Source organism: Sphingobacterium daejeonense, from assembly GCF_901472535.1.
Lineage (GTDB): Bacteria > Bacteroidota > Bacteroidia > Sphingobacteriales > Sphingobacteriaceae > Sphingobacterium > Sphingobacterium daejeonense.
The window spans coordinates 1,243,329-1,269,107 of the sequence record NZ_LR590470.1; the positions used below are offsets into that span (position 1 = coordinate 1,243,329).

Sequence of the window (25,779 nt, forward strand, 5' to 3'; positions counted from 1 at the left end):
TTATTAAGGTGTTTTTATGAAATTTATTTTTTATAAGATACTCAAAACACTACATATTATCCATCAAAAGCACATTAAATCTATGTCCATCAGGGTCTGAGAACACAAATCCAAAATAACCTTCTTTGTCTCTAATAAGTTCTTTAATAATTATTCCTCCAGCATCAACGACTTTTTTATACCATTCCTCAACCTCATTTTGTGTCTCTGCTGACAGGGTAAATATTATCTCATTATTGGAATTTTCCCAAGGAGGGAGATATTCTTTAATTGATTCTTCTTGGAAAAAGTGGATTACAAAATTGTCCTTTCCAAATTTGAAACTAGCTAAGTTAGGGTTGTTATTTGGTCCATTTGGCGTAAGACCTAGTTTATAGTAAAATTCCCTCGAGCGGTCGGCGTTTTTAACGCTGAAGTTTGCCCATATCACTGAAGATTTCATGATGTTTGTTTTTCAAAGCAACAAACAGAACTGGCATATTGTTCAATCTAATACAATATGCCAGTTTAACTTTAATTATTTGGAGGCAAAGTTCCAGAATTCATCTTCTTCATCAATTCTTTCAGAAAACAACCAAACTTCTTTGATTTTATCATCTACAATCCTAAGTAGGTCTATTCCATTCATGGATAATGACTTTCCGTCTTTTTCAGCTTTGAAATGTATGGATACAGCAACCAAATCCTGATTTTCTGAAATGAATTTTATTTCATCCATAGCAAAGGTTCCGTCGCTCCATTTTCCGAAATTTCCCAGATGACCAAATAATTCCATCTTTCCGTTATAGGTGCCAGATTGGACTCCTTTACCTGGTTGATGCCAGACCGCATCATCTGCAAATAGATTTCCTACGGTTTCAAAATCTCCAATAGCTACTGCATTAAAATAATCCTGAACAATCTTTAAGTTTTTTGACATATCTTATTTTTTTAATTATCAATTGTTTAATACAAATGTCTATCTTTACTATACTATTGTCAAGTACCTACCTAAAAGTATGGTACTTACATAAAGTAAATAAATATTGATATTCAGGTTATTAAAATGGAAATAAATATTTCGGATGAAAACTGCCCATTAAGAAAATCTCTGGAAGTGATTGGAGGGAAGTGGACCATGCTTATCATATATCAAATAAATGAGCGTACCATAAGATACGGAGAACTTAAAAGGAGTGTTGTTGGAATCAGCGAGAAAATGTTGATCAGCCAGTTGAAGTTTTTAACGGAAAAAGGAATTGTTAACAAAAAATCTTACCCTGAAATACCTCCACGTGTGGAGTATACATTAACAGAAATGGGGAAGAAATTACTTCCGATAATTAATAAAATTATTGAATTTGGACTTAACAACAATATTTAGTTTATGGCAATCAAGAATTCAAGCTTTCATCAAGTAAAATTTGATAATACATCGTTAGATATTTTCTACAATTTATATCTACCAGATTCTGATTACCTAAGGGGTACTATTATTATTCTTCATGGAATGCAGGAGCATAGTGGTAGATATCATAAGTTTGCGGATTTTCTTTCTAATTCTGGCTTTGCGGTTCTGACCTATGATCATCCTGGGCATGGAAAAACTGCAAAGGAAAAGGACGATCTAGGTTTTTTCCATGCGAATCAACCAGGCGAATTAATGATTCACACAGGTATTGTGATGTCAGAATTTTTGAATGGAAAGCATCCTGAATTACCACATTTTATTATTGGTCATTCTTTGGGATCCTTTGTTACAAGGAATGTTGTTCAGCGGATAGGGGAACAATTCCATGGTGTAGTATTGATCGGTACGGGACATGCTATGAAAGGGAGTGCTTTGGGAACAATGTTTTTGGGATTGCTGAATAAGGTTGTTCCTAAAACAAGATCTAGGTTTATGAATGATAAATTTGGTGAGATTAATAATAGAAAATTCAAAGATGAGGCAAATCACGAAAACCTGAATTGGTTAAGTTTGAGCAAGGAGAATCGCGACTCTTACCTTTCTGATGAATTGAGTGGGATTGATTTCACGGATAATGCATTTTATGGAGCGGCACAATTGATGCTGTGGGGTAGTGGGAGTGGGTGGTATAAGAAAGTTCCTAATAAGTTGCCTTTTTTATTGATAAGTGGCGAAGATGATCCAATTGGAGATTTTGGAAAAGGAGTAATAACATCGGCAGAAGAGTTGATAAAACATGGGAACAAGGATATAAAATATCACTTATACCCAAAACTTAGGCATGAAATATTGAATGAGGACATTAAAGAAGAAGTTTACAAAGAAATATTAAAGTGGATTGAAGATCGGATGGGTCGATAAATTCTTGTTGACAATAGGCTGTCAAAAAACTTTTTTTCTTTGCTTAAAATAATAATTCAACCAGATGAAAGAATTCATTGAATCATTTAATGTAATTGGTATTTCAGTAAAAACTTGTAATACCGATGGCAGTGCCGCGAAGGATATTCCAGCATTATGGGAAAAATTTGCTGGAGAAAGATTAGATGAAAAGATCCCAAATAGGATGGATGATGCCGTGTATTGCATTTATACTGATTATGAAGGAGATTTTCAGCATCCCTATGTTACTATTTTAGGTTGTAAGGTGAGTTCTTTTGATGAAGTTCCAGAAGGGATGATTTCTAAATTTATTCCAACATCAAAATATGAGAAGATTAAATTGGAAGGTAATATCTCTGGCGATGTTATTTATGACGCTTGGACAAAAATATGGGCATCTGATTTGAATAGAAGTTATTTGGCGGATTTTGAAGTGTATTCTGCAGAACAATGCCAATCTGAAAATCCTTCTGTTGATATTTATGTGTCTGTAAAATAATACTTGATATAGCACTGATAATAAACCTAAATATTATTCCAAAAACTGTGGTTTTTAATAATCTTTTGTAATTATGTTTTTGGAATAATCGCCCGGAAATTGAATTTTAAATCCGACTTCTTTTTGCTGGTCAAATAGGTTAATCGATAATCGAGTTATGTGATTTTCTTTAAAATTCACATTGCTAACGACTTTAGATGCGATTAATTTATGGTTGAAATCATAGGCTCGAATTTCAAAATCTTGACTTATATTGTTGTCCGCATAGATTACAGATTTCAAAATATTGCCAGATTTCTTTGTGAAGCTTAGCGCTTTGAACATAAGAAATTTTGGGCTGCTGTAATCAAGAGAATAAGTAGTTTTAAATGGATATATTTTTGAAGGGAGATTGCCTCCAAAAAGAATATAACCAATATTATTTGGTATTTTATCTTTGATTAAAATCTCTATTGAAGAGTTTAGTCTGGTTAGTTTCAATGGTAATATACCATCATCTTCCTCAAAATCTATAAAGCTCAATCTATGAATAAATGATTCTTGATTATTAATGATTTCCAAGCCGTTGAAATAGTAATTGTTGGAGTTTAAATCTAAATATTGGTTCTCGATATGAAATGAATCTGAAACTAAACCTCCCCAATGAGATATAATGCCGATTTTTATTTTTCCCTGAGGTGCATTGTGGTTGAAAATTCGAGATTTAAGAATTGGATTACCATATCCATCTTTTATCTTTTCAGATTTTATCTCCAGTTTATTAGATTCTAGATAATATATAAAATAATCTAATGAGGTTTGTTTAAGTAAATTACGCATTTATTTATGATATGTCAGCTTGCAGCTACACAAAATTATCAATTTTAGTAAAGATTTTATAATTACAGATTAAAAAAATAAACCAATAGTGTCTTTTAATAATTGTTGGATATATTGATTTTTAGAAAAATTCGTCACTTTTTTATTTCTGTTTAATCAAAAGGAGTAATTTTCACCTATAAATACCGTTCTAACAGCCTTTTTATTGGTATCTTTGAAGATTAATTAAACAAAGGAGGAGAGCATTGGCAAATATTGGAGTGATAGGTAGCGGAAGTTGGGCAACTGCAATGATCAAAATGTTGACTGACAATCAGCAAAGTAAACATGTAAATTGGTGGGTTCGCAGGCAAGAAGATATTGACTACATTGAACAGTATCACCACAACCCATCGTATCTAAGTGCTGTGGAAGTCAAATTGGACCATATTAGTTTGTACCATGATCCAAAGGAAGTTATAAAAAATTCAGATATTATTATTTTAAATACTCCGGCTGCATATCTAGAAGACGCGTTAAAGGATCTACAACAATCTGATTTTAAAAACAAACTCTTAGTATCGGCTATCAAAGGTATTGTTCCATCGATTAAATTAATCGTTGGTGAATTCTTAAACACTAAGTTTGACGTTCCTTTTGAGGATATTGTTGTTGTAGGCGGTCCATGTCATGCTGAAGAGGTTTCTTTGGAGAAACTTTCTTATTTGACATTTGCTTCCAAGAATACTGCTAATGCGGCGATCGTAGCTCAATATTTCCAAACTCATTATATAAAAACAGTAGTTTCCAATGATATTCTTGGAGTAGAGTATGGAGCAGTATTGAAAAATATCTACGCCTTAGCTTGTGGCATCTGCCATGGACTAGGGTATGGTGATAATTTTCAGGCAGTATTAATTTCGAATGCAATTCGCGAAATGGAATATTTTGTGAATGCCATAGATCCTCAACCTAGAGAAATCAATCAATCTGCATATTTAGGTGATTTATTGGTAACTGCTTATTCTCAGTTTAGTAGGAACCGTACATTTGGAAACATGATAGGCAAAGGCTACAGCGTGAAATCTGCACAATTGGAAATGAATATGGTTGCCGAAGGTTACTTTGCATCAGATTGTATTCAGGATATAATTCTTGATCATCAATTAGAAATGCCAATCTGTAATACTGTTTACAATATTTTATATAAAAATCAAATAGCTACTGTGGCTGTCAAAAACTTAGCAGATAAATTAACATAATGATTAGTAAAGAAGAGATTGCCGAAAAATATAAAGAAATTCAGGACGAGATCACCCAAGCCTTGGAGGCATTAGATGGTAAGGCTCGTTTTGAGGAAGAATTGTGGGAACGAGATGGTGGCGGTGGCGGCCGTACTCGAGTTATCCAACATGGTGATATTCTTGAAAAGGGTGGAGTTAATTTTTCTGCAGTCCATGGCAAACTTCCAGAGCAGATAAAAAAGGCTTTTGGTGTTGATGAGGATGAGTTCTTCGCAACAGGAGTTTCAATTGTAATCCATCCGAACAATCCGTGGGTTCCTATTATCCACATGAATATCAGATATTTTGAATTAAATGAGAAAATTCGTTGGTTCGGTGGAGGAATAGATCTAACTCCGCACTATGTAGATGAAGATGATGCTCAATATTTCCATGGTGAATTAAAAAAAGTTTGCGATCAATATTCTGAAGCATTTTATCCAAAATTCAAGGAATGGGCAGACAATTATTTCTTCATTAAGCATAGAGATGAAACACGAGGTATCGGAGGTATTTTCTATGATAAGTTAACTCCTGAAAAAGCAGGTGTTTCGGATCAGGAAATCTTTGATTTTTCGTGCGATTTAGGGCATTTATTTCCGAAGGTATATAGTGAGTTGGTGAATAGGAGCAGGCATAAACAATTTACTGAAGCTGAAAAGAACTGGCAATTACTGCGTCGTGGACGTTATGTAGAGTTTAATTTGGTATATGATGCAGGAACGAAATTCGGATTGGAAACCAATGGAAGAATTGAGTCTATCCTGATGAGCCTACCAGAGCAGGCTAATTGGTTTTATAATTTTCAGACAGAAGCTGATTCTAAGGAAGAGAGAACTTTGTCATTATTGAAAAAAGGTATAAACTGGGTATAAAGTAATATAATCAATGATAAAATTCGAGAGATTCACTCTTAAAAACGGGTTGAAAGTACTTGTTCATGAGGATCCACATAGTCCGATGGCATGTATGAATATCCTATATAATGTTGGTGCTAGAGATGAGCAGGAGGACAAAACGGGCTTTGCGCATCTTTTTGAGCATTTGATGTTCAGTGGTTCGGTCAATATTCCGAACTATGATCAGCCTTTGCAAAGGGTTGGGGGCGAAAACAATGCTTTTACATCCAACGATATCACTAATTATTATATCACATTACCAGCAAATAATATTGAAACTGCATTCTGGTTAGAGTCTGACCGAATGATGGGTCTTGCTTTTAATGAGCAGGGATTAGAAGTTCAACGAAATGTGGTGATAGAAGAGTTTAAACAAAGGTATCTTAATCAACCTTATGGAGATGTTTGGTTGAAGTTGAGAGATCTTGCTTACAAAGTTCATCCTTATAAATGGGCAACTATTGGAAAAGAGATCAAACATATTGAAGATGCTAAAATGGAGGATGTAAAAGCTTTCTTTAAAAAATTCTATACTCCCAATAATGCTATTGTTGCTATAACTGGAAATGTAAAACTTGATGAAATAAAAAGACTTTCTGAGAAATGGTTTGCGGACATTCCAGTTGGAGAACCAAATCTTCGCAATCTTCCTGAAGAACCTGCTCAATTTGAAGCTAGGGTTGAGGAAGTAACTGCTGATGTTCCTGTAAGTAGTATTTATATTGCATTTCATTCCGTAGACCGCTTAGATCCAAATTATCAAGTTATAGATCTTATCACTGATATCCTAGCCAGAGGTACGTCTTCAAGACTATATAGAAGATTGGTGAAAGACAGGAAACTATTCAGTGAAATCAATGCTTATGTCTTGGGAAGTTTAGACAGCAATTTAGTGGTTGTTGAAGGTAAGCCTATTGAGGAAATAAGTCTGCAGGATGCTGAAAAAGCAATATGGGAAGAATTGAATAAACTGAAAAATGAACCCGTATCGATAGAAGAGCTCACAAAGGTAAAGAATAAGATAGAATCTACATTGGTATTTGCAGAGTTGTCTATATTGGACAAAGCAATGAATTTATCTTATTATGAATTGTTGGGAAATGCAGAATTATATAATCAGGAAGTAGATAAATATTTGAGAATTACTGCAGAGGATATCATCAGAGTTTCTCAAGAGACTTTTAGAAAAGAAAATTCATCTACGTTGTTGTATAATGCAAGAAAAAAGGAGGTTGCTCATGCTGAATAGATTAGACGCCCCATCGATTAATGGGATTGGTAACATCAGTCTTGAAAAGCCTGAAGAAATCAATTTTTCCAATGGATTGAAAGTTTTTGTTTTCAATGCCCCTGAACAAGAATTGATTAAAGCAGAATTTGTTTTTAACAATATATTTGAGGGTGCTGAAAACCCTGTACGCAATACTGCTTTGAGTTCAATGTTGAAGGAAGGTACCTCGACTCTCAATAGTGCGCAGATAGCTGAGAACATTGATTTTTTATGGTGCATATCTGGTACCGGAATTTAGTTTTGATCAAAATGCACTTACCTTATACACTTTAGGAAAGCATATAGACGCGGTATTACCTATTGTCAACGACATACTAAACAATTCCATATTTCCTCAACAGGAACTTGATACTTATATCAGGAATAATAAGCAGAGTTTACAGATCTCTATGGAGAAGACAGATTTTGTAGCTCGCAGAAGATTCTATAAACAATTATTCGGTGATACTCGGTATGGTAACGCGGTTACTGAACAGCTCTTGCAGGATTTGGATAGAGCAGATTTAATTCGTTTATACAAACAGCAAATCCAGCCTAAGAATGCAACTTTGTTTCTGTCAGGTAACATCACCACTGAGGTTTTGAAGAGTTTTAGGAACTATTTTGAAGAGCAATGGACAGGAGATGTGCAAATAGAGAAACTACCATTTGTTCAAAAGTTAGACCATTCGCCAGAAATCCTACAGATTGAAAAGAAGGGAGCATTGCAGTCCTCAATCAGACTAGGGAAAATCGGAATCCAGAGAGCACATGCTGATTATCCAGCACTTCAATTTGTGAATACTTTGTTTGGTGGATTCTTTGGATCGAGGTTAATGAGTAATATCCGTGAGGATAAAGGCTATACCTATAGCATCGGTTCTATGGTTGCAAACCTGAATCATGCTGGTTTTATTTCTATTGCCACGGATGTAGGCTCAGAATATACTGAAGATACCCTTAAACAAATAGGACTGGAGTCAAAAAGATTGCAAGATGAAAAGGTTAACGAAGAAGAATTGGAATTAGTTAGAAACTATATGTTAGGCTCTATGCTTGGCAGTTTAGAGTCCATTTTTTCTCACGTTGATAAATTCAAATCGGTATACTATTCGGGGTTGAATTTAGATTACTATACATATTACAGCAATGTGGTGAGGGGCATAACTGCTGACCAGGTGCAGGATATTGCACAGAAATATTTAGGAATGGATGAAATGGTGAAGGTAGTCGTGGGGAATTCTTTTAATAAAATTTAAATTTAAATAAGAGCTTAACTTTAAAAAGTTCCATTTGTTAATTAGATGGAACTTTTTTTATGCTTTGAATTTGAGGTTTTATTTAAATAAATTTTATTTGTATTTTTATTTAAGTGAAAGTTTGTTAACAGCACCGCCAATTAATTAAATTAGGATATTTTATTGAACTAATTTTAAACACCTAAAGGATGAAAAAGCTCGCAGTTTTAGTTACTATGTTCGTGCTCTCGATCTCTTGTTCAAAAGATGAATTAGATCTCTCTGATCCAACGGTTTATAAGTGGAAAATAGAAACCTTTAGTAGAGAAGCTCCTCCTAATTTTGAGGGTCAAAATATTAATGGAAAGTGGCTGGTAAGTGTTGAATTTGTTGAACTTACCAACGCACAAATTGCTGAACTAAAAAGAAAAACCAGTGAGGTTCAATCAGTCATTGTTTATGAGACTGTTTATACGAATTTGGGACCTGTAGATTAAGGCGTTGGTTAATGCTGCTTCAGACCTAATTATTCCATCAAATCTCTGATTACCACTGAAGCCAATGTTCCACCAAATGCTGCTGGAAGATATGACATGGTCCCATAAGCCGATTTCTTAAAGTTACTACCATCAGTATATAGCAAAGAATCTTTGTCAGGTAGTTCAGTTGAGAATACGACTTTTACACCTTTTTTGATTCCATGTTTTTTAAGTTTCTTACGGATATGTTGAGCCAGTTTACAGTTAAATGTTTTTCCGATGTCAGCTACCTTGATTTTAGTAGGGTCAACTTTACCTCCAGCTCCCATTGAACTTACAAATGGAATTTTAGCATCAAGTGCTAATCGAATAAAAAACAATTTAGGGGTGATACTATCAATAGCTTCCACACAATAGTCAGGTTTCAATTCAAGTAAACCAGGAATAGTTTGAGGAAGAATAAATTCTTGGATAACATTTAGCTCAAGTTCAGGGTTTATTGCCAATAGACGTTCTTTCATAATCTGTGCCTTTGGTTCGCCATGGTTGGTGGCTAATGCTGGTAACTGTCTGTTCCTATTGCTTGGATCAACGGTGTCACCATCAATAATTGTCATTTTACCAACTCCTGACCTTGCAATAAACTCAGCTGCGAAGGATCCAACACCTCCTAAACCCAGAACCATCACGTGCGAGTTTGCTAATTTTTCCAGTGCTTCTCTACCGACAAGAGCTTCGGTGCGTGAGAGCCATGATATATCCATCATTCCTATATTGTATAATTAAAAACCTTCTTGAAATTCAGCATGATCTGCTGCTCCAGTTGCTCCAAAGGCAATTTTCTGGCGCGGCAAAAATAAGCATAAATTTCAGAGATTTTTGTATCCTTATCGTCAGTTTCTAAGAAAAGACGGTCTAGTGGAATGTTTTGAATAACTTCAGTCATAGCACCTTTTAAAATATTAGGTCCTAAGGAAAAGTAGTAACCATGTTTTAGAAGTGTTTTGGCTAACTCCCAGTTTTTGGCAAAACCATGGATTAGTACAGGAACTTTATTTTGTTTGGCTGTTAAGGAAGTGAAAACCTCAGAATATGCTCTTACACAATGTATTATCAATGGCTTGTTGACCTGGTTAGCTAATTCAATTTGCTTTTCAAATGCATATACTTGTTTTTCCCAAGGAGTAGAAGTCATCTTGTCTAATCCACATTCTCCAACGGCAATAACTCCATCCTTTGATTGGTATTGTCTGAGTGTTTCAAACTGTAGATCAAAATCCGAATCGATATACCAAGGATGAATTCCGGCGCTACAAGGAGTTCTGTAAACGGAGTCTTTAGAAACTATTACATTCGGGATTGCCAAAGAGCCTTGGTCCGATTCTGCATGTTTGTGGGTATGAATATCAATTAGCATTTCGTAGATATTTTTACTAAACTAATGATATTTTTTACAAAAATTAATTTACGAATTCACAGCTTTCGAATTCAAGAATAATAATTCCTGAGGTGGTGTCGATTTTAAATCTTTTTCGAGAGTGGTCATTGTCAAATGTCTTTTCAATTTCTGGCACAGTTTCAGAAATTTCAAGGATGACAGGATACCCTTCATGAGCGATTTCTGAGCGCGAATAATGGGTTACCTGATCAAACCGCATAACCTTTTCAAATTCATGCTGATCAGATTCTCCATCCAACAATAGAGTTACCAGAAGAGTTTGGGTTTTGGAATCTTCCTCTGTTTTTACAATTTCTGCGCCTAAAAGGGAATCAATGTCAATTACCATAATGCTAAAATATCTAGGTATAACTACCTTAATAACAGCAATAAGGATATTTCGTTTTTAAAATATTTTAATTGTTGCTGAAAACATAGTTTTTGGATTTCAAATCCTCCATGATAAGTTTCATATAATTCTTAGAATTGTCAGCAATTAATTTGTCTTTGATTTTTCTAATAAATGGGTGCTGTTTCCCTGGATTCTGTGAATCTTCCTTAGAGGTGTTGTTTTTTTTGTTGAACATTTTGCCTCCTTTATTTCGTTTATATTGGTTACATCCGTCTAATCTTGTAGGTACTAGATCATTAGGACTTATACTAAAGTTAACTCAATGCAATGAGATTGTCAAGAGCTGAGAAGATTTTTAGACAAGGATTCCGATTTGATTTTGGATTCCATATCTTCGTTACAAATTTTAAGAATTGCTGAAAATCGCCCATCATACTGCTTATATCCATCCTTTGCCCGAGGGGCATCGTTTTCCAATGATGAAATATGAGCTGATTCCAGAACAATTATTATATGAGGGATTGGTGAAGATTGACAATTTTTTCGAGCCTGAATTGGTCGATAGACAAATTGTCTATTTGGCTCATGATAAACAGTATACGGATGATCTCTTAAACCTTCGTTTAGACCCTAAAATGATCAGGAGGATAGGATTTCCTATGTCAGAATCTCTGGTAAACCGTGAGCTGTATTTGATTGATGGTAGCATCAAATCATCCTTAGAAGCAATAAAGACCGGAGTTTCATTTAATACCGCCGGTGGCACACATCATGCTGGTAAAGACTTTGGAGAAGGTTTTTGTTTGCTTAATGACCAAGCAGTTGCTTCTGCATATTTATTTCATGAAAAATTAGCAAAAAAAATATTGATAATTGACCTTGATGTGCACCAAGGAAACGGAACTGCCCATATCTTTGAGGATCATGACCAGATCATCACCTTTTCTATTCATGGCGAGAAGAATTTCCCTTTTAAAAAGGAGAAATCTCATTTCGATATTGCCCTGCATGATGGTATTGAAGATGAAGAGTATTTGAATATCTTGAATGATACCCTTCCAAAGTTATTGGATAGAGTTGAGCCTGAATTTGTGTATTTTCAATCCGGCGTTGATGTCCTAGGGACCGATAAACTTGGAAAATTCAATATGACCCTTGAGGGTTGTCGGTTAAGAGACTCAATAGTTTTCCAAAATTGCAAAAAAATATAAAGTACCTGTAGAAGTAAGTATGGGTGGCGGATATTCTTACCATATAAAGGATATAGTTAATGCGCATGTGAACACTTACAGAACAGCAATAGACATTTACGATTTATAAAAAATATATGTTTTTTCACCAAGATGCTAGTTTTCTGAATTTGATTATCCATCATGTAGGAAACAAAAAGCCAAGACGAGTATTTTACATTATCTGAAGAAGAAGTTGACGTGAGATCTGATGAAACCTTGGCAGATTTACTGATGCAATACTTTATGAAGCCTTTTGCAAAGGCAAATGAAGTATATAGATTTTATCATCCCAATTATACTCTTGAATTAAATGAAGTATTTTACTTCTCTAGGCAATATTTTAAAGGGGAATTACCGTTCTTGGAATTCTCTAAATCCATTGCCAAGTTTTTATATGAGGTTACCGAACATCCGAAAATCAAATCTGGTGAACTTTATGTAGTGGCTTTGGATAATGTGCAATTGGAAGGGGAAGAACATAAAGCCATTGGGATTTTTAAATCTGAAAACAAAGAAGCTTACTTAAAAGTATATACTGAAGCATCAGGATTAGGCGTAAACTACGAGGAGAAAGCGATCAATATCAATAAGCTGGATAAAGGCGTCGTGATTGTGAACGTCGAAGAGGAGCAAGGCTACAAAGTACTATGTGTAGACCAAACAAATGGTTCAGAAGCAGTTTATTGGAAGGATGATTTCTTGAAGCTTAAAACTCGAAACGACAATTTCCAACAAACTGGAAACCTGATGAAGGTATACAAAAACTTTGTTGCTGAAAAGATCGATGAAGTTTTTGAAATGGATAAAGCCGACAAAATTGACCTGATGAATAGGTCAATGAATTATTTCAAAACTAAAGAGACCTTTGATGAAAATGAATTTAATGAAGAGGTAATTGGTAACCCTGATGCTATTTCATTGTTCAAAGATTATAAAAGTAATTTTGAAGATGAGTTTGAAACTCCATTCCAGTCTAATTTTGATATCGCTGCTCCGGCAGTAAAAAAAATGGCTAGTAGCTATAAGTCAGTGTTAAAGCTTGATAAAAATTTCCATATCTATGTACATGGGAAACGTGAGCTTTTGGAGAAAGGATATGATGAGGATAAAGGAATGAACTATTATAAGTTATATTTCGAGAACGAAGAATAATATGGCCAAGAAGTCTAAAAATTGGTATTTCAAATGGATTGGCATATGTATATTGCTAATTATTGGGCTTCAGGTTTTCCAATCGAACCCTCAATGGGTAGAGCACTTTTATAGTAGGGGATTCTACCCAATCTACGCTTACCTACCGAAACTACTTTTTGGATGGTTACCATTTAGCATAGGTGACATATTGTATGCTGTTATTTTTGTTGTACTGGGGTATATCCTGATAAAGTCATTCATTTTACTTTTTAAAAAGCAGTTTAGAAAATCTGGAATTCAAGTATTACGTTTCATAGGTTTTTTGTTGACTGTGTATATTTTCTTCTATGCAGCTTGGGCAATGAATTATTTTCGTATTCCTATCAGCAAGCAGATGGAACTTAAAGTAGATACTATCTTGCTGGAGGACCATCTGGCTGTTTTAGATGAACATATACAAAAAGCAAATACGCTTAGGGAAGGTTTGATTTTTACAGACAAAAATAGGAGTGAGGCAGACCACAGGATTGAGAAATTGATGAAATCCGACAGCCTCTTTCAGATGCTTTCAAAAACCCAAGTAAAGATTAAGACACCAATAATAGGGTCCATGGCATCTTATTTTGGAGTATCGGGTTATTTTAATCCCTTCAGCAATGAAGCCCATGTCAATGGACAGATGCCATTAACAAGCTATCCTTTTACAGTAGCACATGAGTTGTCCCACCAAATGGGAATAGGCTTTGAGGATGAATGTAATTTTATTGCTTTCGTGAAATTAAAGGAAAATGAGGATCCCTGGTTTCAATATTCAGCATATTATGAAAGCACCACCTATCTTTTAAGGACTTTGTATTTGGTGGATAGCACAGCATTTGAAACCTATAAATCGAAGCTTTCTCCTAAAGTAATAATGGATATAAAAACTGACCAAGAATACTGGAAGAGATATACTGGTTGGTTAGCAGATGCGTCCGGATTGTTCTACAACCAATATTTGAAGCATAATAATCAAGCCGAAGGAATGGCAAGATATGGCATGGTAAGCCGATTGATTATCGCTTGGGAACAAAAAAATAGGCAACCTAAATAGATTGCCTATTGTATGTATTCAATTATCTTTAAACGGAGAAACTTTCTCCACAAGCACAAGTTCTTGAAGCATTCGGATTATGGAATTCAAAACCTTTACCATTTAATCCGTCAGAATAATCTAATTCAGTACCTGCCAAATAAAGGTATGACTTGATATCTAAACAGATTTTAACGCCTTTATCTTCAAAAAACTGATCGCCTTTTTTCTCTTCGTTGTCAAAATTCAATTTATAAGAAAGACCTGAACAACCTCCACTTTCAACAGCTACGCGCACGAAATAAGTGTCATCGTAATTCTCATCCTTCATTATCGAATCTATACGTTGTTTTGCTTTATCTGTTATGGTAACCATGATTTCCTTCTTTAATTATTTACAAAATTACATAAAACTAAATTCATAAATGAACTTAATCATCTGACTTCTGTCATATTAATCCTTCCTTATACATCTCCCAGATTGGAGAGTTCTTTCTGATTTGATCTACTGCAGATTTAATTTGGCCGATAGCATAATCTATTTCTTCTTTGCTATTGTATTTGCTGAAGCTGAACCTCAAGCTACAGAAAGCCTCATCATCTGAATATCCCATGGCTTTTAATACATGGGAGGGGTCCCTATCACCTGATACACATGCAGATCCAGAGGAAACCGCAATATTAGGCAATTTGGTCATTAATTCGGAACCTTTTACATGTTTGAAATGAATGTTACTTGTGTTTGGTAACCTGTCTGCAGATTGAGTTTTGATTTCTACTTCTTCAATAGTTTCCAAAAGTATTTTTTCAAAATAATTTCTTAAATCTTCTAGGGCTTGGTCATATTCAATTTGGGCAGCAGCTTCACCTAAACCTGCAATTTGATGAACAGCATACGTTCCACCTCTGAATCCGCCTTCTTGTTTACCACCAACTATAAATGCTGGTATCTGAATAGGTTTGGATTTACGGCGAATGTACAAGGCTCCAACACCCTTTGGGCCATGGATTTTATGTGCACTCACACATAATATATCAATAGGGATTTTTTGAACGTCCAATGGAAGTTTTCCATACCATTGGGTAGCATCGCAGAAGAATAAAACGTCTTTCTCCTGGCAGATTCTAGCTATCTCTTCGATTGGCTGGAGCACACCAGTTTCATTGTTAGCAGCCATAATGCTTACCAGGACAGTTTTGTCATTGATTTCATTCTTCAACTTTTCCAAATCAATTAAACCAAACTTATTGACAGGTAAGTATGTTGTAGTCATGCCTTCCTTTTCAACAGATTCACAAGCATTGATCACAGCTTTATGCTCTGAAGATGAGGTTATGATATGGTTACCTTTTGATTTATAAGTTTTGCTAACTCCTTTGATAACTGTATTTATAGCCTCAGTGGAGCCTGATGTGAAATAAATCTCCTTTGGATTTGCATTTAATGATTCTGCAACCTGGATTCGCGCCTTTTCGATGGCATGGCTAGATTGCCTACCAAGTTTATGTTGGATACTGGAAGCATTGCCATAATGTTCTTTTAGATATGGCAGCATGATTTCTAAGACCTTTTCGTCTATTTTTGTCGTGGCATTGTTGTCGAAATAGCAGTAATCCATTTGTTAAAGTTATTTAAAATAATAGTCCTTTCGTTGTTTAGATAAGTATTTTTTTAAATTTGCGCTAATTTTAATCACATCGACTAATGAGCTTTGCAAACATTGAAACCAGTTTAGAAAAGTTATTTGATCTTGTTTTATTAAAGATCCCAAGTATTGCAGTAGGATTTGCAATATTGTTTATTGGCAGATTTGTAATCAAATATGTCCTGAAATTTGTTGACAAAAGGTTTATTAAAAGGGATGTGGATGTTTCCATTCGTTCATTTGTCAAGAGCCTTTTGAAATTTGCAATGTACGCATTGTTGATTTTGACAGTGGCAAATACAATGGGTATCGAAACCACTTCATTTATTGCTGCATTATCAGCATTTGGTTTGGCTGTAGGTATGGCTTTGCAAGGAAGTTTGTCAAACTTTGCGGGAGGTGTACTGATTTTAGTTTTCAGACCTTTTGATGTTGGCGACTATATCTCAAGTGCAAATGGTTCCTCTGGTTCTGTAGAAAGAATAGACTTACTATATACTACAATCATTGATGATGATGGAATCCGTGTATTTAGTCCTAACGGCACGTTGGCAAACTCTGTAATCAAGAACTTTTCCAAAATCACCGCAAGACGAATGCAATTTTCTTTTACTATTTCTTATGATACCAATATAAAACAGGCTAGGGAAGCAATATTAGCCATTTTGAATGCTGATCAAAGAATTTTGGATACACCGAAAAAAGAAGTCATTGTGAGCGATTTAAAATAAGCTGGAATTACATTGGTTGTTCGTGCCTGGGCTAACAGAGAAGTGTTTTGGGCAACAAAAAATGAAATAGGTGAGGAAATGAAAAATGTATTGTCTGGAAATAATGTTGTTTTCCCTTCAAACATTGTTAAGATCATTGATGAAACTCCAGAATCAGGCGAGCCTGAAAAGACTCAAGCCTAATCCAGAGAATTCTTTAAAACGAAATATCGGTAAGCTACAACGGCCTGTTGTAGCTTACTTAGTTTTGAAGGGTCTTCCTTACTGTATTTAGGTAGTATTTTCTGATTAATCTTATTGAGTAATTTAAAAAATCCCTTTTTCATATTGTTTAATGTATTAACAAATTCAGTCCTACGGCTAATAAAGCCCCAATAATTGGACCAAGAACAGGTACCCAAGCATAGCCAGCATCAAATCCTGCTTTATTTTTAATTGGAAGAATTGAATGCATGATTCGCGGTCCCAAATCTCTGGCAGGGTTGATAGCATAGCCAGTAGTTCCACCAAGAGATAGACCAATTGCCCAAACTAGAAATGCAACAGGTATAGCACCAATCGATCCCAATCCTACGATGCCTTCATCAGGAAGCTTTGCATCTGTAAAATGTAGGATTGTAAAAATCAATACAAATGTTCCTACGACTTCAGAAATCAAGTTTATAGGAAGATCTCTAATGGCAGGTTCAGTACAAAAAACTGCGCGCTTTGCATTTGGATCTTCTGTCGCATCAAAATGGTTCTTGTAAACCAACCAAACTACCGTGGCCCCAATCATCGCACCCAAGAATTGAGCTGAGATATAAGATAGGGAAGTGGCCAGGTCCATTTTTCCTAAAGCGAGGTTTGCAATAGTAACCGCACAGTTCAAGTGAGCACCACTGTAAGGTGCCGCAATATTAACTCCAACAAATACGGCTAAAGCCCAAGCTGTTGATATTACAATCCATCCTGAATCATTTCCTTTAGTTTTATTAAGTACAACATTGGCAACTACTCCTCCTCCCAGAAGGATCATAACTGCAGTGCCGACAAGTTCTGCTATAAATGGCGTCATATTAGGTTTATGTTTTTATAAATAGGTTATTTGTTATTTGCCCAGTAGATAACAGCTTTTACTGCTCGATTCCACTCCTCAAGGTTTTTACTCAGTTTTAATGTTTTGCTAGGTGCTATTTGTTTATCTTCTTGCCAAATGGCTTGTAGTTCATTTAAGTCTTTCCAAAATCCAACTGCCAATCCTGCGAGAAATGCTGCACCCATTGCTGTTGTTTCAGTAACTTTAGGCTTTACAACTGTAGATTTCAACATATCTGCCTGAAATTGCAACAGGAATTGATTTTCTGTCGCTCCTCCATCAACACGTAATTCCTTGATTTTTGTCTTCGAATCAGCTTCCATTGCCTTTAAAATATCATGGGTCTGATAAGCAATGCTCTCCAGAGCTGCTCTTGCAATATGTGCGTCTGTAGTTCCTCTTGAAATACCAAACAGCGTACCTCTAGCATTTGGATCCCAATGCGGCGCTCCCAAGCCAGCAAAAGCAGGAACTAAATAAACGCCATCAGTAGTGTCTACGCTAGTTGCCAAAGCCTCTACTTCGCTAGATTTCTTAATGATTTTCAATTCATCGCGTAACCATTGCACAACTGCACCACCTATGAAAATACTGCCTTCAAGGGCATAAACCACTTCTTTACCAATCTGCCATCCGATTGTAGTAACTAATTTGTTTTCAGATTTAACAGGTTTATTTCCAATGTTCATCAGTAAGAAACATCCAGTACCATACGTGTTTTTAGCCATACCCTTTTTGGTACACATCTGTCCAAAAAGTGCTGCTTGCTGATCGCCAGCAATTCCCGCAATTGGGATTCTTCGGCTACCCAATTCTGTAGAGGTTTCCCCATAAACCTCCGAGCTACTCTTAACCTCTGGCAACATAGATTCTGGAATATCAAATAATTCCAACAGATCTTTGTCCCATTTCAGATCATTGATATTGTAAAGCATGGTTCTTGATGCATTGGTTACATCGGTAACATGCTTTTCGCCGTTCGTTAAGTTCCAGATTAACCACGAGTCAATGGTACCAAAAGCTAATTCCCCTCGTTCAGCCAATTTTCTTGAACCTTTTACATTATCCAAGATCCACTTGATCTTTGTCGCAGAAAAGTAAGAATCTATCAACAAGCCTGTTTTTTGCTGCACTTTTTCCAAATGACCATCCTTGATTAGTTTTGCACAATAATCAGCAGTTCGACGATCTTGCCATACAATTGCATTATAAATTGGTTCACCAGTTCTTCGGTTCCATACTACTGTAGTTTCCCTTTGGTTGGTAATTCCGATACCTTTAATGGATTCAAGCTTTGTTTTTGACTTCGCTAATACCTCAGTGAAAACTGCTAATTGGCTAGACCAAATCTCCTGGGGATCATGTTCAACCCAGCCAGATTTAGGATAGATTTGTTGAAATTCCTTCTGCGCAATATTAACGATGTCACCTTTTTTATTGAACAAGATTGCTCTTGAACTTGTCGTACCCTGATCTAATGCAATAATATATTCCTTCATTCTAAATAGTTTTATAATTTATTGAATTACAAAGTGTAGCGTTTTGCTAATTCAATGTATTGGTTAACTTCATTTTGAGCCCATTCATCTGTTTTACCGAGCTCTTTTGCCATTATTTGTGCAACTTTAGGAGCTGCAGCCATCGATGCTTTAGCATCTAGAAGCAAAATTCGACAACGCCTAGCCAGAAAGTCCTCTACCTTTCTAACCATTTCGTAACGACATGCCCATACAACTTCTGCAGCATTATATTCATATCCTTCAACAAGCAATTCTCTTAAAGACTCATCCTCTTGAATCAATTGCTGAATTGCTTGGTAATCTTTTCCATATAAATTCCAATGTGCATGGTATACATCTGGAGTAGATCCGTGAATAGCCAATGTTTTTGTCTTACAAGGGACATCCTTCAACCCACCGATTCTTATGGCCATATTAACGGTATCCTCAGCCATTTTGCGATAGGTAGTCCACTTGCCACCGGTAATTGTGATTAAATCGGATTCACTATGAATAAGCTTATGGTCCCTGGAAATTTCTTTGGTGCTCTCATCGTTGTCCTTTGGAGCAGCTAATGGCCTCAATCCAGCATAAATAGCCAAGATGTCCTCACGCTTAGGAGCAGGATTTAAATAACTGTCAGCAGTCTTTAGAATAAATTCGATTTCATCCTCCATTGGACGAGGCTCAATCATATGCTCATTGATAGGAATATCAGTCGTTCCCAATAAAACTTTCCCATGCCAAGGAACACCAAACAACACACGTCCATCGCTTGTTTCAGGAATCATCAATGCATCTATTCCATCCAAGAATTTCTGATCAATCACTATATGAGAACCCTGGCTAGGTCTAACTAGATTTTTATGAGTAGGAGAGTCTAATTTCAAAATATCATCAACAAAGACTCCTGTTGCATTGATAACAGTCTTAGCTTTAATTTTATAGGTCTCTTGAGTTTCAGTATCTCTTATGCTAATGCCGTTGACTTTCCCTGCTTCATTTTTATGAAAACCTATAGCTTCCATGTAATTCAATACGGTTGCTCCATATTCGACCGCCGTCTGTCCAAGGTTAACAGCTAGCCTTGCATCGTCGAATTGACCGTCATAATATAATATCCCACCTTTTAATCCTTTAGGATTGATGTGCGGGAGTTTTTCGATTACTTCAGCTTTTGATAAAGATTGAGAATTACCTATCCGTAGGCTTCCTGCTAGCCAATCGTACATTTTAAGCCCGACCAAATATTTTATCTTATCAAATAGAGTATAAACCGGAATGATAAAGGATTGGACTGAAGAAACGTGTGGAGCATTTTTAAATATCAATCCTCTTTCACGCAAGGCACCCATCACTAGTTTGATGTCGCCATTGGCTAAATACCGGACCCCACCATGCACTAATTTGGTACTCTTGCTGGAGGTTCCTTTGGCAAAATCATATTTTTCTATTAATAGGACTTTAAAGCCCCGGCTTGCAGCATCAACTGCAGTTCCTAGACCCGTAGCGCCACCTCCGATGACAACCATGTCCCAAATAATAGATTCACGAAGTTTATTGAGTTGATCTGATCTGTTGATTTCAGTGAGCATGTAAATGTGTTTTATGCTAAATGTAAGCATAATTAAGTAGAAAATAAATTGATTTGGTATAATTCATCTTAATTTAAAACCTCGTTATTGATACCTAGGAGAACATAATCAACTCATTTTTACCCAATAATTCATAATCTTTTACATACATTAATAATTATATTATTGGAGTAATTTGACATTAAACTTTATTTTCCTTAAATTTTCTTTAATATTGTTTTCCAAAGAATATGTATTAAATCATACATATTCATTAGGTAATAATTCATTTACGCAAACGATTGATTTGGTTCTATTTGGTAAAAATGGCTTTAGATGGCTTAAAATAATAAAGATATGACCGAATGTAATAACCTAAAAATGAAAAGATTTCCTACACTTGTGAAACTAAATCTATTTATACAATTTTTATGATACAATAATCTAATGCTTGCTATAATACCCCACCTTTCAGAAGGTGAATATTCGCAATCAATTAGTTTGTTATATCCTGTTGAATCATAAATTTTATGAAAGAAAATAATAATAATTCTAGGCGCGATTTCATCAAGAAATCGTTGATTGGGGCAGCCGCTTTCACGATTGTTCCTCGTTTTGTACTTGGAAAGGGCTATCTAGCACCTAGTGACCATTTGACCAAAGGTGTCATTGGTGTTGGGTCTATGGGTAGAGGTCACTTCGGATATGCAGGTACGAAAACTGTTGCCATCTGTGATGTCGATACCAGACATTTGGCATTGGCTCAAAAAGCATTGGGTGGTGGTGTTAAAGAGCACCATGACTTCCGTGATTTGATCAACAATCCTGAAGTGGATATAGTACATATTGCCACGCCTCCACATTGGCATGGTCTTATGGCTGTAGAAGCTGCTCGCTCTGGAAAAGATATCTGGTGTGAAAAACCAATGACTAGAACTATTGGTGAAGGTAAAAAAGTAAAAGAAGCTGTAAAACAGCATGGTAATATTTTTAGATTGAATACCTGGTTCCGCTTTGATGCCAATTTTTACGGCATGAATGTACCGGTTAAAAAAATCAAAAAATTAGTCGATACGGGTATGTTAGGATGGCCTTTGAAAGTGACTATCAGTAAACATACAGGATTCGACTGGAAGTTCTATTGGGTAGGAAAAACTAATCTACCTGTTCAAGAAGTTCCAAAAGAACTTGATTATGAAATGTGGTTAGGTCCAGCTCCCCACAAACCTTATAGTGCTCACCGTACTCATTTAACCTTTAGAGGATACTGGGATTATGATGGTGGTGGATTAGGAGATATGGGACAGCATTACATGGATCCAGTTCAATATTTCTTAGGCAAAGACAACGAGAGCCCAATCAAGATTGAAGTGGATGCTCCGCAACAACATTCTGATGCGGTAGGTACCTGGAGAAAAATCACATATACCTATGCTGATGGTTGCCAAATCATCTTAGATGGTGAAGGAACGGAAGAAGGTAAGGCTTATATCGAAGGTCCTAACGGAAAATTATACAAAGGTTTTGTTTCTGATATTCCAGACTTGGAGCGCAAATTAGCGCAATATCCAGAACCTGCACCTCAGGTAACTGATTTCGTAGATGCAGTTCGTACGCGTCAGAAATTCGCCTTGAATGAGGAAAATGGTTATTACTCTTGTACTTTGGTTAACCTAGGGTTAGCGGCGCTTCGCCTAAACAGAACCCTTCATTACGATTCCGCAAAACAAGAGTTCGTCAATGATGAAGCAGCTAACAGATTAATTAACCAGCCGATGAGAGGCCCTTGGTCTTTCTAAAACCCCGAGAAATGAAAAAAGTATTTAACACCATAGCCGCATTATTATTTTTACAAGTTGCTGCTTATGCTCAACAACCTACTGGCCGTACAACGGCGACTAAGATTGCTGATGTGTTAGCTCAACAACCTGCTGAAGAGCAAGCCAAATTCCTAATGGCAATGAAAGAATTGGAAGGATTCACTTCCGAAGATGTTTCTGCTCTTTTACTAGGATTAAAACCTCAAGGTGGAAATAATGCACCGGGTAGAGTATGCAACTAATTCTTATGCATTTTTTGTTATGCAACCCAATATGGAAGCTCAAAGAGCTACATATGTAAAAGGCCTATTAGATGCATTGGATAAATTGACAGATAAAAACAACAAAGGATATGTTTTTGAAGTGTTGAAATTCTGTGCTAAGAATGATGCCATCGAGAAAGTTGCTCCTTACTTAGCAGATGAAGAACTTGCTGAAAAAGCAGCTCGCGTATTGAACGCTATTCATACTCCAGAAGCAGCAACAGCTCTTAACAATGCTTTGAACAGTTCATCAACTGAAAAAACTGCAACAGCTATCGTTACTGCGTTAGGAGAAATTGAATCTGCGGAAGCCGAAGCAAAAATTATTGAACTGATCGGAAAATATACTTCCGATAACTTCCAGTTAGCAGGTCTTACAGCATTGGAGTAAAATTGCCGGACCTAATTCAGCTGAATTGTTCTTGACTAAAGCTGAGGAGAAAAGCTACCAATATGATAGAACAAATGCAGCTAGTTTAGCCGTAGATTATGCTGAAGGATTAGCTAAGAAAGATAAAGATGCCGAAGCAACAAGATTTGCTACAACTCTTTACAAAAACGCTGCTGCCTTCAAAGCACCAACTATCCAAGCAGGGGCCATTTCGGTCTTAACCTCAATAAACCCTGCCAAACAAAAGAAACAATTAATCAAATTGGCTTCTAATGAAGATAAATTACTTCGTAATGTAGCTTTAGGATTATTGGCTGAAGATGCTAAGGCGGGAGATCTTGTGAAATTGGCTGGTTCTATTAGGAAATTAGACGGTGATGCTCAGGAAAGCATTTTGAACTTTTTAGCAACTGAAGATGCTACAGGTTCAGTAAAGGCTATCGAGAAAAGTTTCCCGGCATTGAAAGATGAAGAAGCTAAAATAGCAGCTTTAAATGCTCTTTCAGTACTTACCAAAGGTCAAAACGCAGATTTCTTAATCAAGCAAATCCCTACAGCTTCAGAAAAAGAACTAGCAGTTATAAAAACTCTTTTACTTTCATCAAAAGATACTGGTACTATTGATGCTGTGAATGCAGCATTGGCGAATGCAGACGTTAAAACGCAAGTAGCATTATTGGAGGTCTTGTCACAACGTACAAATGCGGCTTCTGCAGCTGCGGTTTTACCTTTGACAGCTTCTGCTGATGCAGCTGTGAGATTGGCAGCTTTTAAGGCTTTGCCGACAACAGTAAATCCTGACAATCTTGAAGCGATCATACAATTATTAGACAAAGCTACAGGTGAAGAGGCTGCTTATGCTCAACAAGCTGCAATTCTTGCTATCAATGCTAGCCCAGACAAAGATGCTAAAATCCAACGTTTGGCTGCGAATATCTCACGTTCGGCAGCTCCTTCGGCAGGGAAGTATTTCCCTATATTTGCCGGAGTGGGTGGATCAGACGCTCTAAAAGCCGTTGAAAACTATGTGGGAAGCGATGGCCCATTAAAGGCAGAAGCAATTCAAGCATTGGCAAATTGGTCAAATGCAGAATCTCTTCCAATCTTAATTAGACTTTCAAAAACTGAAAAAGACCCAGCTGTTTTTAATACAGTTTTCAATGGATTGATCAAACAATTGAACGCTAGTGATGTAAATCCTGAGCAAAAAAACCTTGTATCTAAAAGATGCTTTTGCTTTAGCTCAAGATGCTAAACAAAAAAAATCAGCACTTAATAATCTTCAATCCACAGGTACTTACCAAGCTTTGATGTTTGCTGCTAAATATATGAACGACCAAGAATTGGGCGGAACAGCAAGCAACGTAGCGATGAATATTGCTATGGACAACAAAGAATTCGTTGGTGAAGATGTTCGCAATATCTTAAATGCAGCTGCTGGTAAATTGTCAGGCAGTGAAAGTTCGTATTTGAAAGAAGCTATCGTACGCCATTTAGCAGAAATGCCGAATGAACAAGGTTTTGTTTCCATGTTCAATGGTAAAGATCTTTCAGGTTGGCAAGGTCTAGTTGAAAACCCAATCAAACGTGCTAAAATGTCTAAAGCTGAACTTGCTAAAAAACAAGTAGAAGCTGATAAGAAAATGCGTGAAAGTTGGTCTGCACAAGATGGAGATTTAGTATTCAGTGGACATGGTGATAACATCGCAACCATCAAGAAATATGGTGACTTTGAGATGTTAGTAGATTGGAAGTTAGACCCTAATGGTAAAGAACCTGATGCAGGTATTTATTTAAGAGGAACGCCTCAAGTTCAAATTTGGGATATCTCACGTGTTGATGTTGGTGCTCAAGTAGGTTCTGGTGGACTTTACAATAATGCTAAAAATCCGAAAGACCCGTCTAAAGTAGCTGATAATGCTCTTGGAGAATGGAACTCATTCAAAATAAAAATGATCGGTGAGAATGTATCCGTTTGGTTAAATGGCGAATTAGTGGTTGACAACATTCCTTTGGAAAACTATTGGGACCGCAATCAATCTATTTTCCCAACGGAACAAATCGAACTTCAAGCTCATGGATCAAGAGTATGGTACCGTGATTTGTATATCAAAGAAATCCCTCGTAAGGAAGTCTTCCAATTGAGCAATCAAGAGAAACAAGAAGGTTTCGAAGTGTTGTTTGATGGTACAAACCTAGATAAGTGGACTAATACTCCGGCATATGAAATCACCCAAGAAGGTTATATCCGTTCTAATCCAGATGCTAAATTTGGTAAGAACCTTTATACAAAAGAAGAATATGGAGATTTTGTATACCGTTTTGATTTCAAACTAACTCCTGGCGCTAACAATGGCGTAGGAATCCGTACACCATTAGAAGGGGATGCTGCATATGCAGGTATGGAAATCCAAGTATTGGATGATGGTGCAGATGTGTACAAAGATTTGAAACCTTATCAGTACCATGGATCAGTTTATGGTATCATCGCTGCAAAGCGTGGTTCATTAAATCCTGTAGGAGAGTGGAATACCGAGGAAATCCGTGTTCAAGGTGATAAAATCAAGATCACTGTCAATGGAAAAGTTATTGTTGACGGCGATTTGAAACAAGCCACTAAAAATGGTGCTGCTGATGGCAAGAATCATCCTGGATTAGACAACAAATCAGGTCATATCGGTTTCTTAGGACATGGAACAGAAGTGTTCTTCAGAAATATCAGAGTGAAAAGATTGTAATTAATTCTATAAA

30 protein-coding genes are annotated in these 25,779 nt (G+C 36.2%); 18 read left to right on the forward strand and 12 right to left on the reverse strand.

All coding sequences use genetic code 11. The annotated features are described in order from the left end of the window. Window positions 1-49 precede the first annotated feature (49 nt). Both FGL31_RS05950 and FGL31_RS05955 read right to left on the reverse strand, forming a co-directional pair. Window positions 50-442, reverse strand: a complete 393-nt coding sequence (locus tag FGL31_RS05950; protein ID WP_138090040.1) for a VOC family protein — start codon at window positions 440-442, stop codon at window positions 50-52. A gap of 75 nt (window positions 443-517) precedes the next feature. Next, a complete protein-coding gene (locus FGL31_RS05955; RefSeq protein WP_138090041.1) occupies window positions 518-919 on the reverse strand; it encodes a nuclear transport factor 2 family protein in 402 nt (133 codons plus the stop codon). 126 nt (window positions 920-1,045) lie between these two features. Here FGL31_RS05955 and FGL31_RS05960 point away from each other — a divergent pair, with 126 nt between their 5' ends. From FGL31_RS05960 to FGL31_RS05970, 3 genes are all read left to right on the forward strand, one after another. Further along, window positions 1,046-1,363, forward strand: coding sequence for a winged helix-turn-helix transcriptional regulator (locus FGL31_RS05960; RefSeq protein WP_099371034.1), 318 nt, complete (start codon window positions 1,046-1,048; stop codon window positions 1,361-1,363). Window positions 1,364-1,366: 3 nt separating this feature from the next. Then, complete coding sequence (locus FGL31_RS05965) at window positions 1,367-2,311, forward strand: alpha/beta fold hydrolase (protein WP_138090042.1); 945 nt, start codon at window positions 1,367-1,369, stop codon at window positions 2,309-2,311. Between the two features lie 64 nt (window positions 2,312-2,375). Beyond that, complete coding sequence (locus FGL31_RS05970; protein ID WP_138090043.1) at window positions 2,376-2,831, forward strand: GyrI-like domain-containing protein; 456 nt, start codon at window positions 2,376-2,378, stop codon at window positions 2,829-2,831. A 54-nt stretch (window positions 2,832-2,885) separates the two neighbouring features. Here FGL31_RS05970 and FGL31_RS05975 read toward each other — a convergent pair whose 3' ends face one another. After that, window positions 2,886-3,650 (reverse strand): hypothetical protein, encoded by a 765-nt coding sequence (locus FGL31_RS05975; protein WP_138090044.1) that lies wholly within the window; start codon window positions 3,648-3,650, stop codon window positions 2,886-2,888. A gap of 245 nt (window positions 3,651-3,895) precedes the next feature. Between FGL31_RS05975 and FGL31_RS05980 the strand changes: the two genes are divergently transcribed. The 6 genes from FGL31_RS05980 to FGL31_RS06000 all read left to right on the forward strand — a co-directional run bounded on the left by FGL31_RS05980 (window position 3,896) and on the right by FGL31_RS06000 (window position 8,816). Then, window positions 3,896-4,891: an NAD(P)H-dependent glycerol-3-phosphate dehydrogenase gene (locus FGL31_RS05980; protein WP_262709049.1), complete on the forward strand. Its 996-nt coding sequence runs from the start codon at window positions 3,896-3,898 to the stop codon at window positions 4,889-4,891. Then, window positions 4,891-5,787 carry an oxygen-dependent coproporphyrinogen oxidase gene (hemF, locus tag FGL31_RS05985; RefSeq protein WP_138090045.1) on the forward strand — a complete coding sequence of 299 codons (897 nt, stop codon included), beginning with the start codon at window positions 4,891-4,893 and terminating at the stop codon, window positions 5,785-5,787. Before FGL31_RS05980 ends, hemF begins: the two co-directional genes overlap by 1 nt. 13 nt (window positions 5,788-5,800) lie before the next feature. After that, the gene (locus FGL31_RS05990; RefSeq protein ID WP_138090046.1) at window positions 5,801-7,060 is read left to right on the forward strand and encodes a M16 family metallopeptidase; all 1,260 of its coding nucleotides are present in this window, start codon (window positions 5,801-5,803) and stop codon (window positions 7,058-7,060) included. Then, window positions 7,050-7,340: a hypothetical protein gene (locus tag FGL31_RS24660; protein ID WP_232046308.1), complete on the forward strand. Its 291-nt coding sequence runs from the start codon at window positions 7,050-7,052 to the stop codon at window positions 7,338-7,340. The genes FGL31_RS05990 and FGL31_RS24660 overlap by 11 nt, the downstream gene beginning before the upstream one ends. After that, the gene (locus FGL31_RS05995; protein ID WP_232046309.1) at window positions 7,303-8,340 is read left to right on the forward strand and encodes a M16 family metallopeptidase; all 1,038 of its coding nucleotides are present in this window, start codon (window positions 7,303-7,305) and stop codon (window positions 8,338-8,340) included. Before FGL31_RS24660 ends, FGL31_RS05995 begins: the two co-directional genes overlap by 38 nt. A 188-nt stretch (window positions 8,341-8,528) precedes the next feature. Then, window positions 8,529-8,816 carry a hypothetical protein gene (locus tag FGL31_RS06000; protein ID WP_138090047.1) on the forward strand — a complete coding sequence of 96 codons (288 nt, stop codon included), beginning with the start codon at window positions 8,529-8,531 and terminating at the stop codon, window positions 8,814-8,816. Between the two features lie 29 nt (window positions 8,817-8,845). Here FGL31_RS06000 and FGL31_RS06005 read toward each other — a convergent pair whose 3' ends face one another. The 4 genes from FGL31_RS06005 to FGL31_RS22535 all read right to left on the reverse strand — a co-directional run bounded on the left by FGL31_RS06005 (window position 8,846) and on the right by FGL31_RS22535 (window position 10,823). Further along, window positions 8,846-9,565 carry a tRNA threonylcarbamoyladenosine dehydratase gene (locus FGL31_RS06005; RefSeq protein WP_138090048.1) on the reverse strand — a complete coding sequence of 240 codons (720 nt, stop codon included), beginning with the start codon at window positions 9,563-9,565 and terminating at the stop codon, window positions 8,846-8,848. 2 nt (window positions 9,566-9,567) lie between these two features. Then, window positions 9,568-10,215, reverse strand: coding sequence for a TatD family hydrolase (locus FGL31_RS06010; protein ID WP_138090049.1), 648 nt, complete (start codon window positions 10,213-10,215; stop codon window positions 9,568-9,570). Window positions 10,216-10,258: 43 nt separating this feature from the next. Further along, window positions 10,259-10,585: a hypothetical protein gene (locus tag FGL31_RS06015; protein WP_138090050.1), complete on the reverse strand. Its 327-nt coding sequence runs from the start codon at window positions 10,583-10,585 to the stop codon at window positions 10,259-10,261. A gap of 67 nt (window positions 10,586-10,652) precedes the next feature. Beyond that, entirely contained in the window at window positions 10,653-10,823 is a 171-nt protein-coding gene (locus FGL31_RS22535; protein WP_171017563.1) for a hypothetical protein, read from the reverse strand. A 178-nt stretch (window positions 10,824-11,001) separates the two neighbouring features. Between FGL31_RS22535 and FGL31_RS06020 the strand changes: the two genes are divergently transcribed. The 3 genes from FGL31_RS06020 to FGL31_RS06030 all read left to right on the forward strand — a co-directional run bounded on the left by FGL31_RS06020 (window position 11,002) and on the right by FGL31_RS06030 (window position 14,047). After that, the gene (locus tag FGL31_RS06020) at window positions 11,002-11,799 is read left to right on the forward strand and encodes a histone deacetylase family protein (protein ID WP_317130969.1); all 798 of its coding nucleotides are present in this window, start codon (window positions 11,002-11,004) and stop codon (window positions 11,797-11,799) included. Between the two features lie 219 nt (window positions 11,800-12,018). Continuing rightward, complete coding sequence (locus FGL31_RS06025; protein WP_317130970.1) at window positions 12,019-12,972, forward strand: nucleoid-associated protein; 954 nt, start codon at window positions 12,019-12,021, stop codon at window positions 12,970-12,972. 1 nt (window position 12,973) lies between these two features. Further along, a complete protein-coding gene (locus FGL31_RS06030; protein ID WP_138090051.1) occupies window positions 12,974-14,047 on the forward strand; it encodes a DUF3810 domain-containing protein in 1,074 nt (357 codons plus the stop codon). A gap of 28 nt (window positions 14,048-14,075) precedes the next feature. Here the strand turns inward: FGL31_RS06030 and FGL31_RS06035 are convergent, their stop codons facing one another. Both FGL31_RS06035 and FGL31_RS06040 read right to left on the reverse strand, forming a co-directional pair. Then, complete coding sequence (locus tag FGL31_RS06035; protein ID WP_099371021.1) at window positions 14,076-14,402, reverse strand: HesB/IscA family protein; 327 nt, start codon at window positions 14,400-14,402, stop codon at window positions 14,076-14,078. 73 nt (window positions 14,403-14,475) lie between these two features. Beyond that, window positions 14,476-15,645, reverse strand: coding sequence for a cysteine desulfurase family protein (locus tag FGL31_RS06040; RefSeq protein WP_138090052.1), 1,170 nt, complete (start codon window positions 15,643-15,645; stop codon window positions 14,476-14,478). An 86-nt stretch (window positions 15,646-15,731) separates the two neighbouring features. On the opposite strand from FGL31_RS06040, the gene FGL31_RS06045 reads away from it, so the two are divergent. Beyond that, window positions 15,732-16,403: a mechanosensitive ion channel family protein gene (locus FGL31_RS06045; protein WP_232046310.1), complete on the forward strand. Its 672-nt coding sequence runs from the start codon at window positions 15,732-15,734 to the stop codon at window positions 16,401-16,403. A gap of 331 nt (window positions 16,404-16,734) precedes the next feature. Here the strand turns inward: FGL31_RS06045 and FGL31_RS06050 are convergent, their stop codons facing one another. Genes FGL31_RS06050 through FGL31_RS06060 form a run of 3 tightly spaced genes read right to left on the reverse strand, consistent with a single transcriptional unit; the run spans window position 16,735 to window position 20,575 of the window. Continuing rightward, window positions 16,735-17,460 (reverse strand): MIP/aquaporin family protein, encoded by a 726-nt coding sequence (locus tag FGL31_RS06050; protein ID WP_138090053.1) that lies wholly within the window; start codon window positions 17,458-17,460, stop codon window positions 16,735-16,737. A 26-nt stretch (window positions 17,461-17,486) separates the two neighbouring features. After that, entirely contained in the window at window positions 17,487-18,980 is a 1,494-nt protein-coding gene (gene glpK, locus FGL31_RS06055) for a glycerol kinase GlpK (protein ID WP_138090054.1), read from the reverse strand. A gap of 26 nt (window positions 18,981-19,006) precedes the next feature. Further along, window positions 19,007-20,575 carry a glycerol-3-phosphate dehydrogenase/oxidase gene (locus FGL31_RS06060; RefSeq protein WP_138090055.1) on the reverse strand — a complete coding sequence of 523 codons (1,569 nt, stop codon included), beginning with the start codon at window positions 20,573-20,575 and terminating at the stop codon, window positions 19,007-19,009. A 509-nt stretch (window positions 20,576-21,084) separates the two neighbouring features. On the opposite strand from FGL31_RS06060, the gene FGL31_RS06065 reads away from it, so the two are divergent. The 5 genes from FGL31_RS06065 to FGL31_RS24680 are packed head-to-tail and all read left to right on the forward strand — an operon-like array spanning window position 21,085 to window position 25,766. Further along, window positions 21,085-22,353, forward strand: a complete 1,269-nt coding sequence (locus FGL31_RS06065; RefSeq protein ID WP_138090056.1) for a Gfo/Idh/MocA family oxidoreductase — start codon at window positions 21,085-21,087, stop codon at window positions 22,351-22,353. An 11-nt stretch (window positions 22,354-22,364) separates the two neighbouring features. After that, complete coding sequence (locus FGL31_RS24665) at window positions 22,365-22,616, forward strand: hypothetical protein (protein WP_138090057.1); 252 nt, start codon at window positions 22,365-22,367, stop codon at window positions 22,614-22,616. A gap of 31 nt (window positions 22,617-22,647) precedes the next feature. Further along, on the forward strand, window positions 22,648-23,028 hold the full coding sequence (locus FGL31_RS24670) for a hypothetical protein (RefSeq protein WP_138090058.1): 381 nt from the start codon (window positions 22,648-22,650) through the stop codon (window positions 23,026-23,028). Window positions 23,029-23,053: 25 nt separating this feature from the next. Beyond that, window positions 23,054-24,283 carry a HEAT repeat domain-containing protein gene (locus tag FGL31_RS24675; RefSeq protein ID WP_138090059.1) on the forward strand — a complete coding sequence of 410 codons (1,230 nt, stop codon included), beginning with the start codon at window positions 23,054-23,056 and terminating at the stop codon, window positions 24,281-24,283. Next, the gene (locus FGL31_RS24680; protein ID WP_232046311.1) at window positions 24,243-25,766 is read left to right on the forward strand and encodes a 3-keto-disaccharide hydrolase; all 1,524 of its coding nucleotides are present in this window, start codon (window positions 24,243-24,245) and stop codon (window positions 25,764-25,766) included. Before FGL31_RS24675 ends, FGL31_RS24680 begins: the two co-directional genes overlap by 41 nt. Window positions 25,767-25,779: the final 13 nt, after the last annotated feature.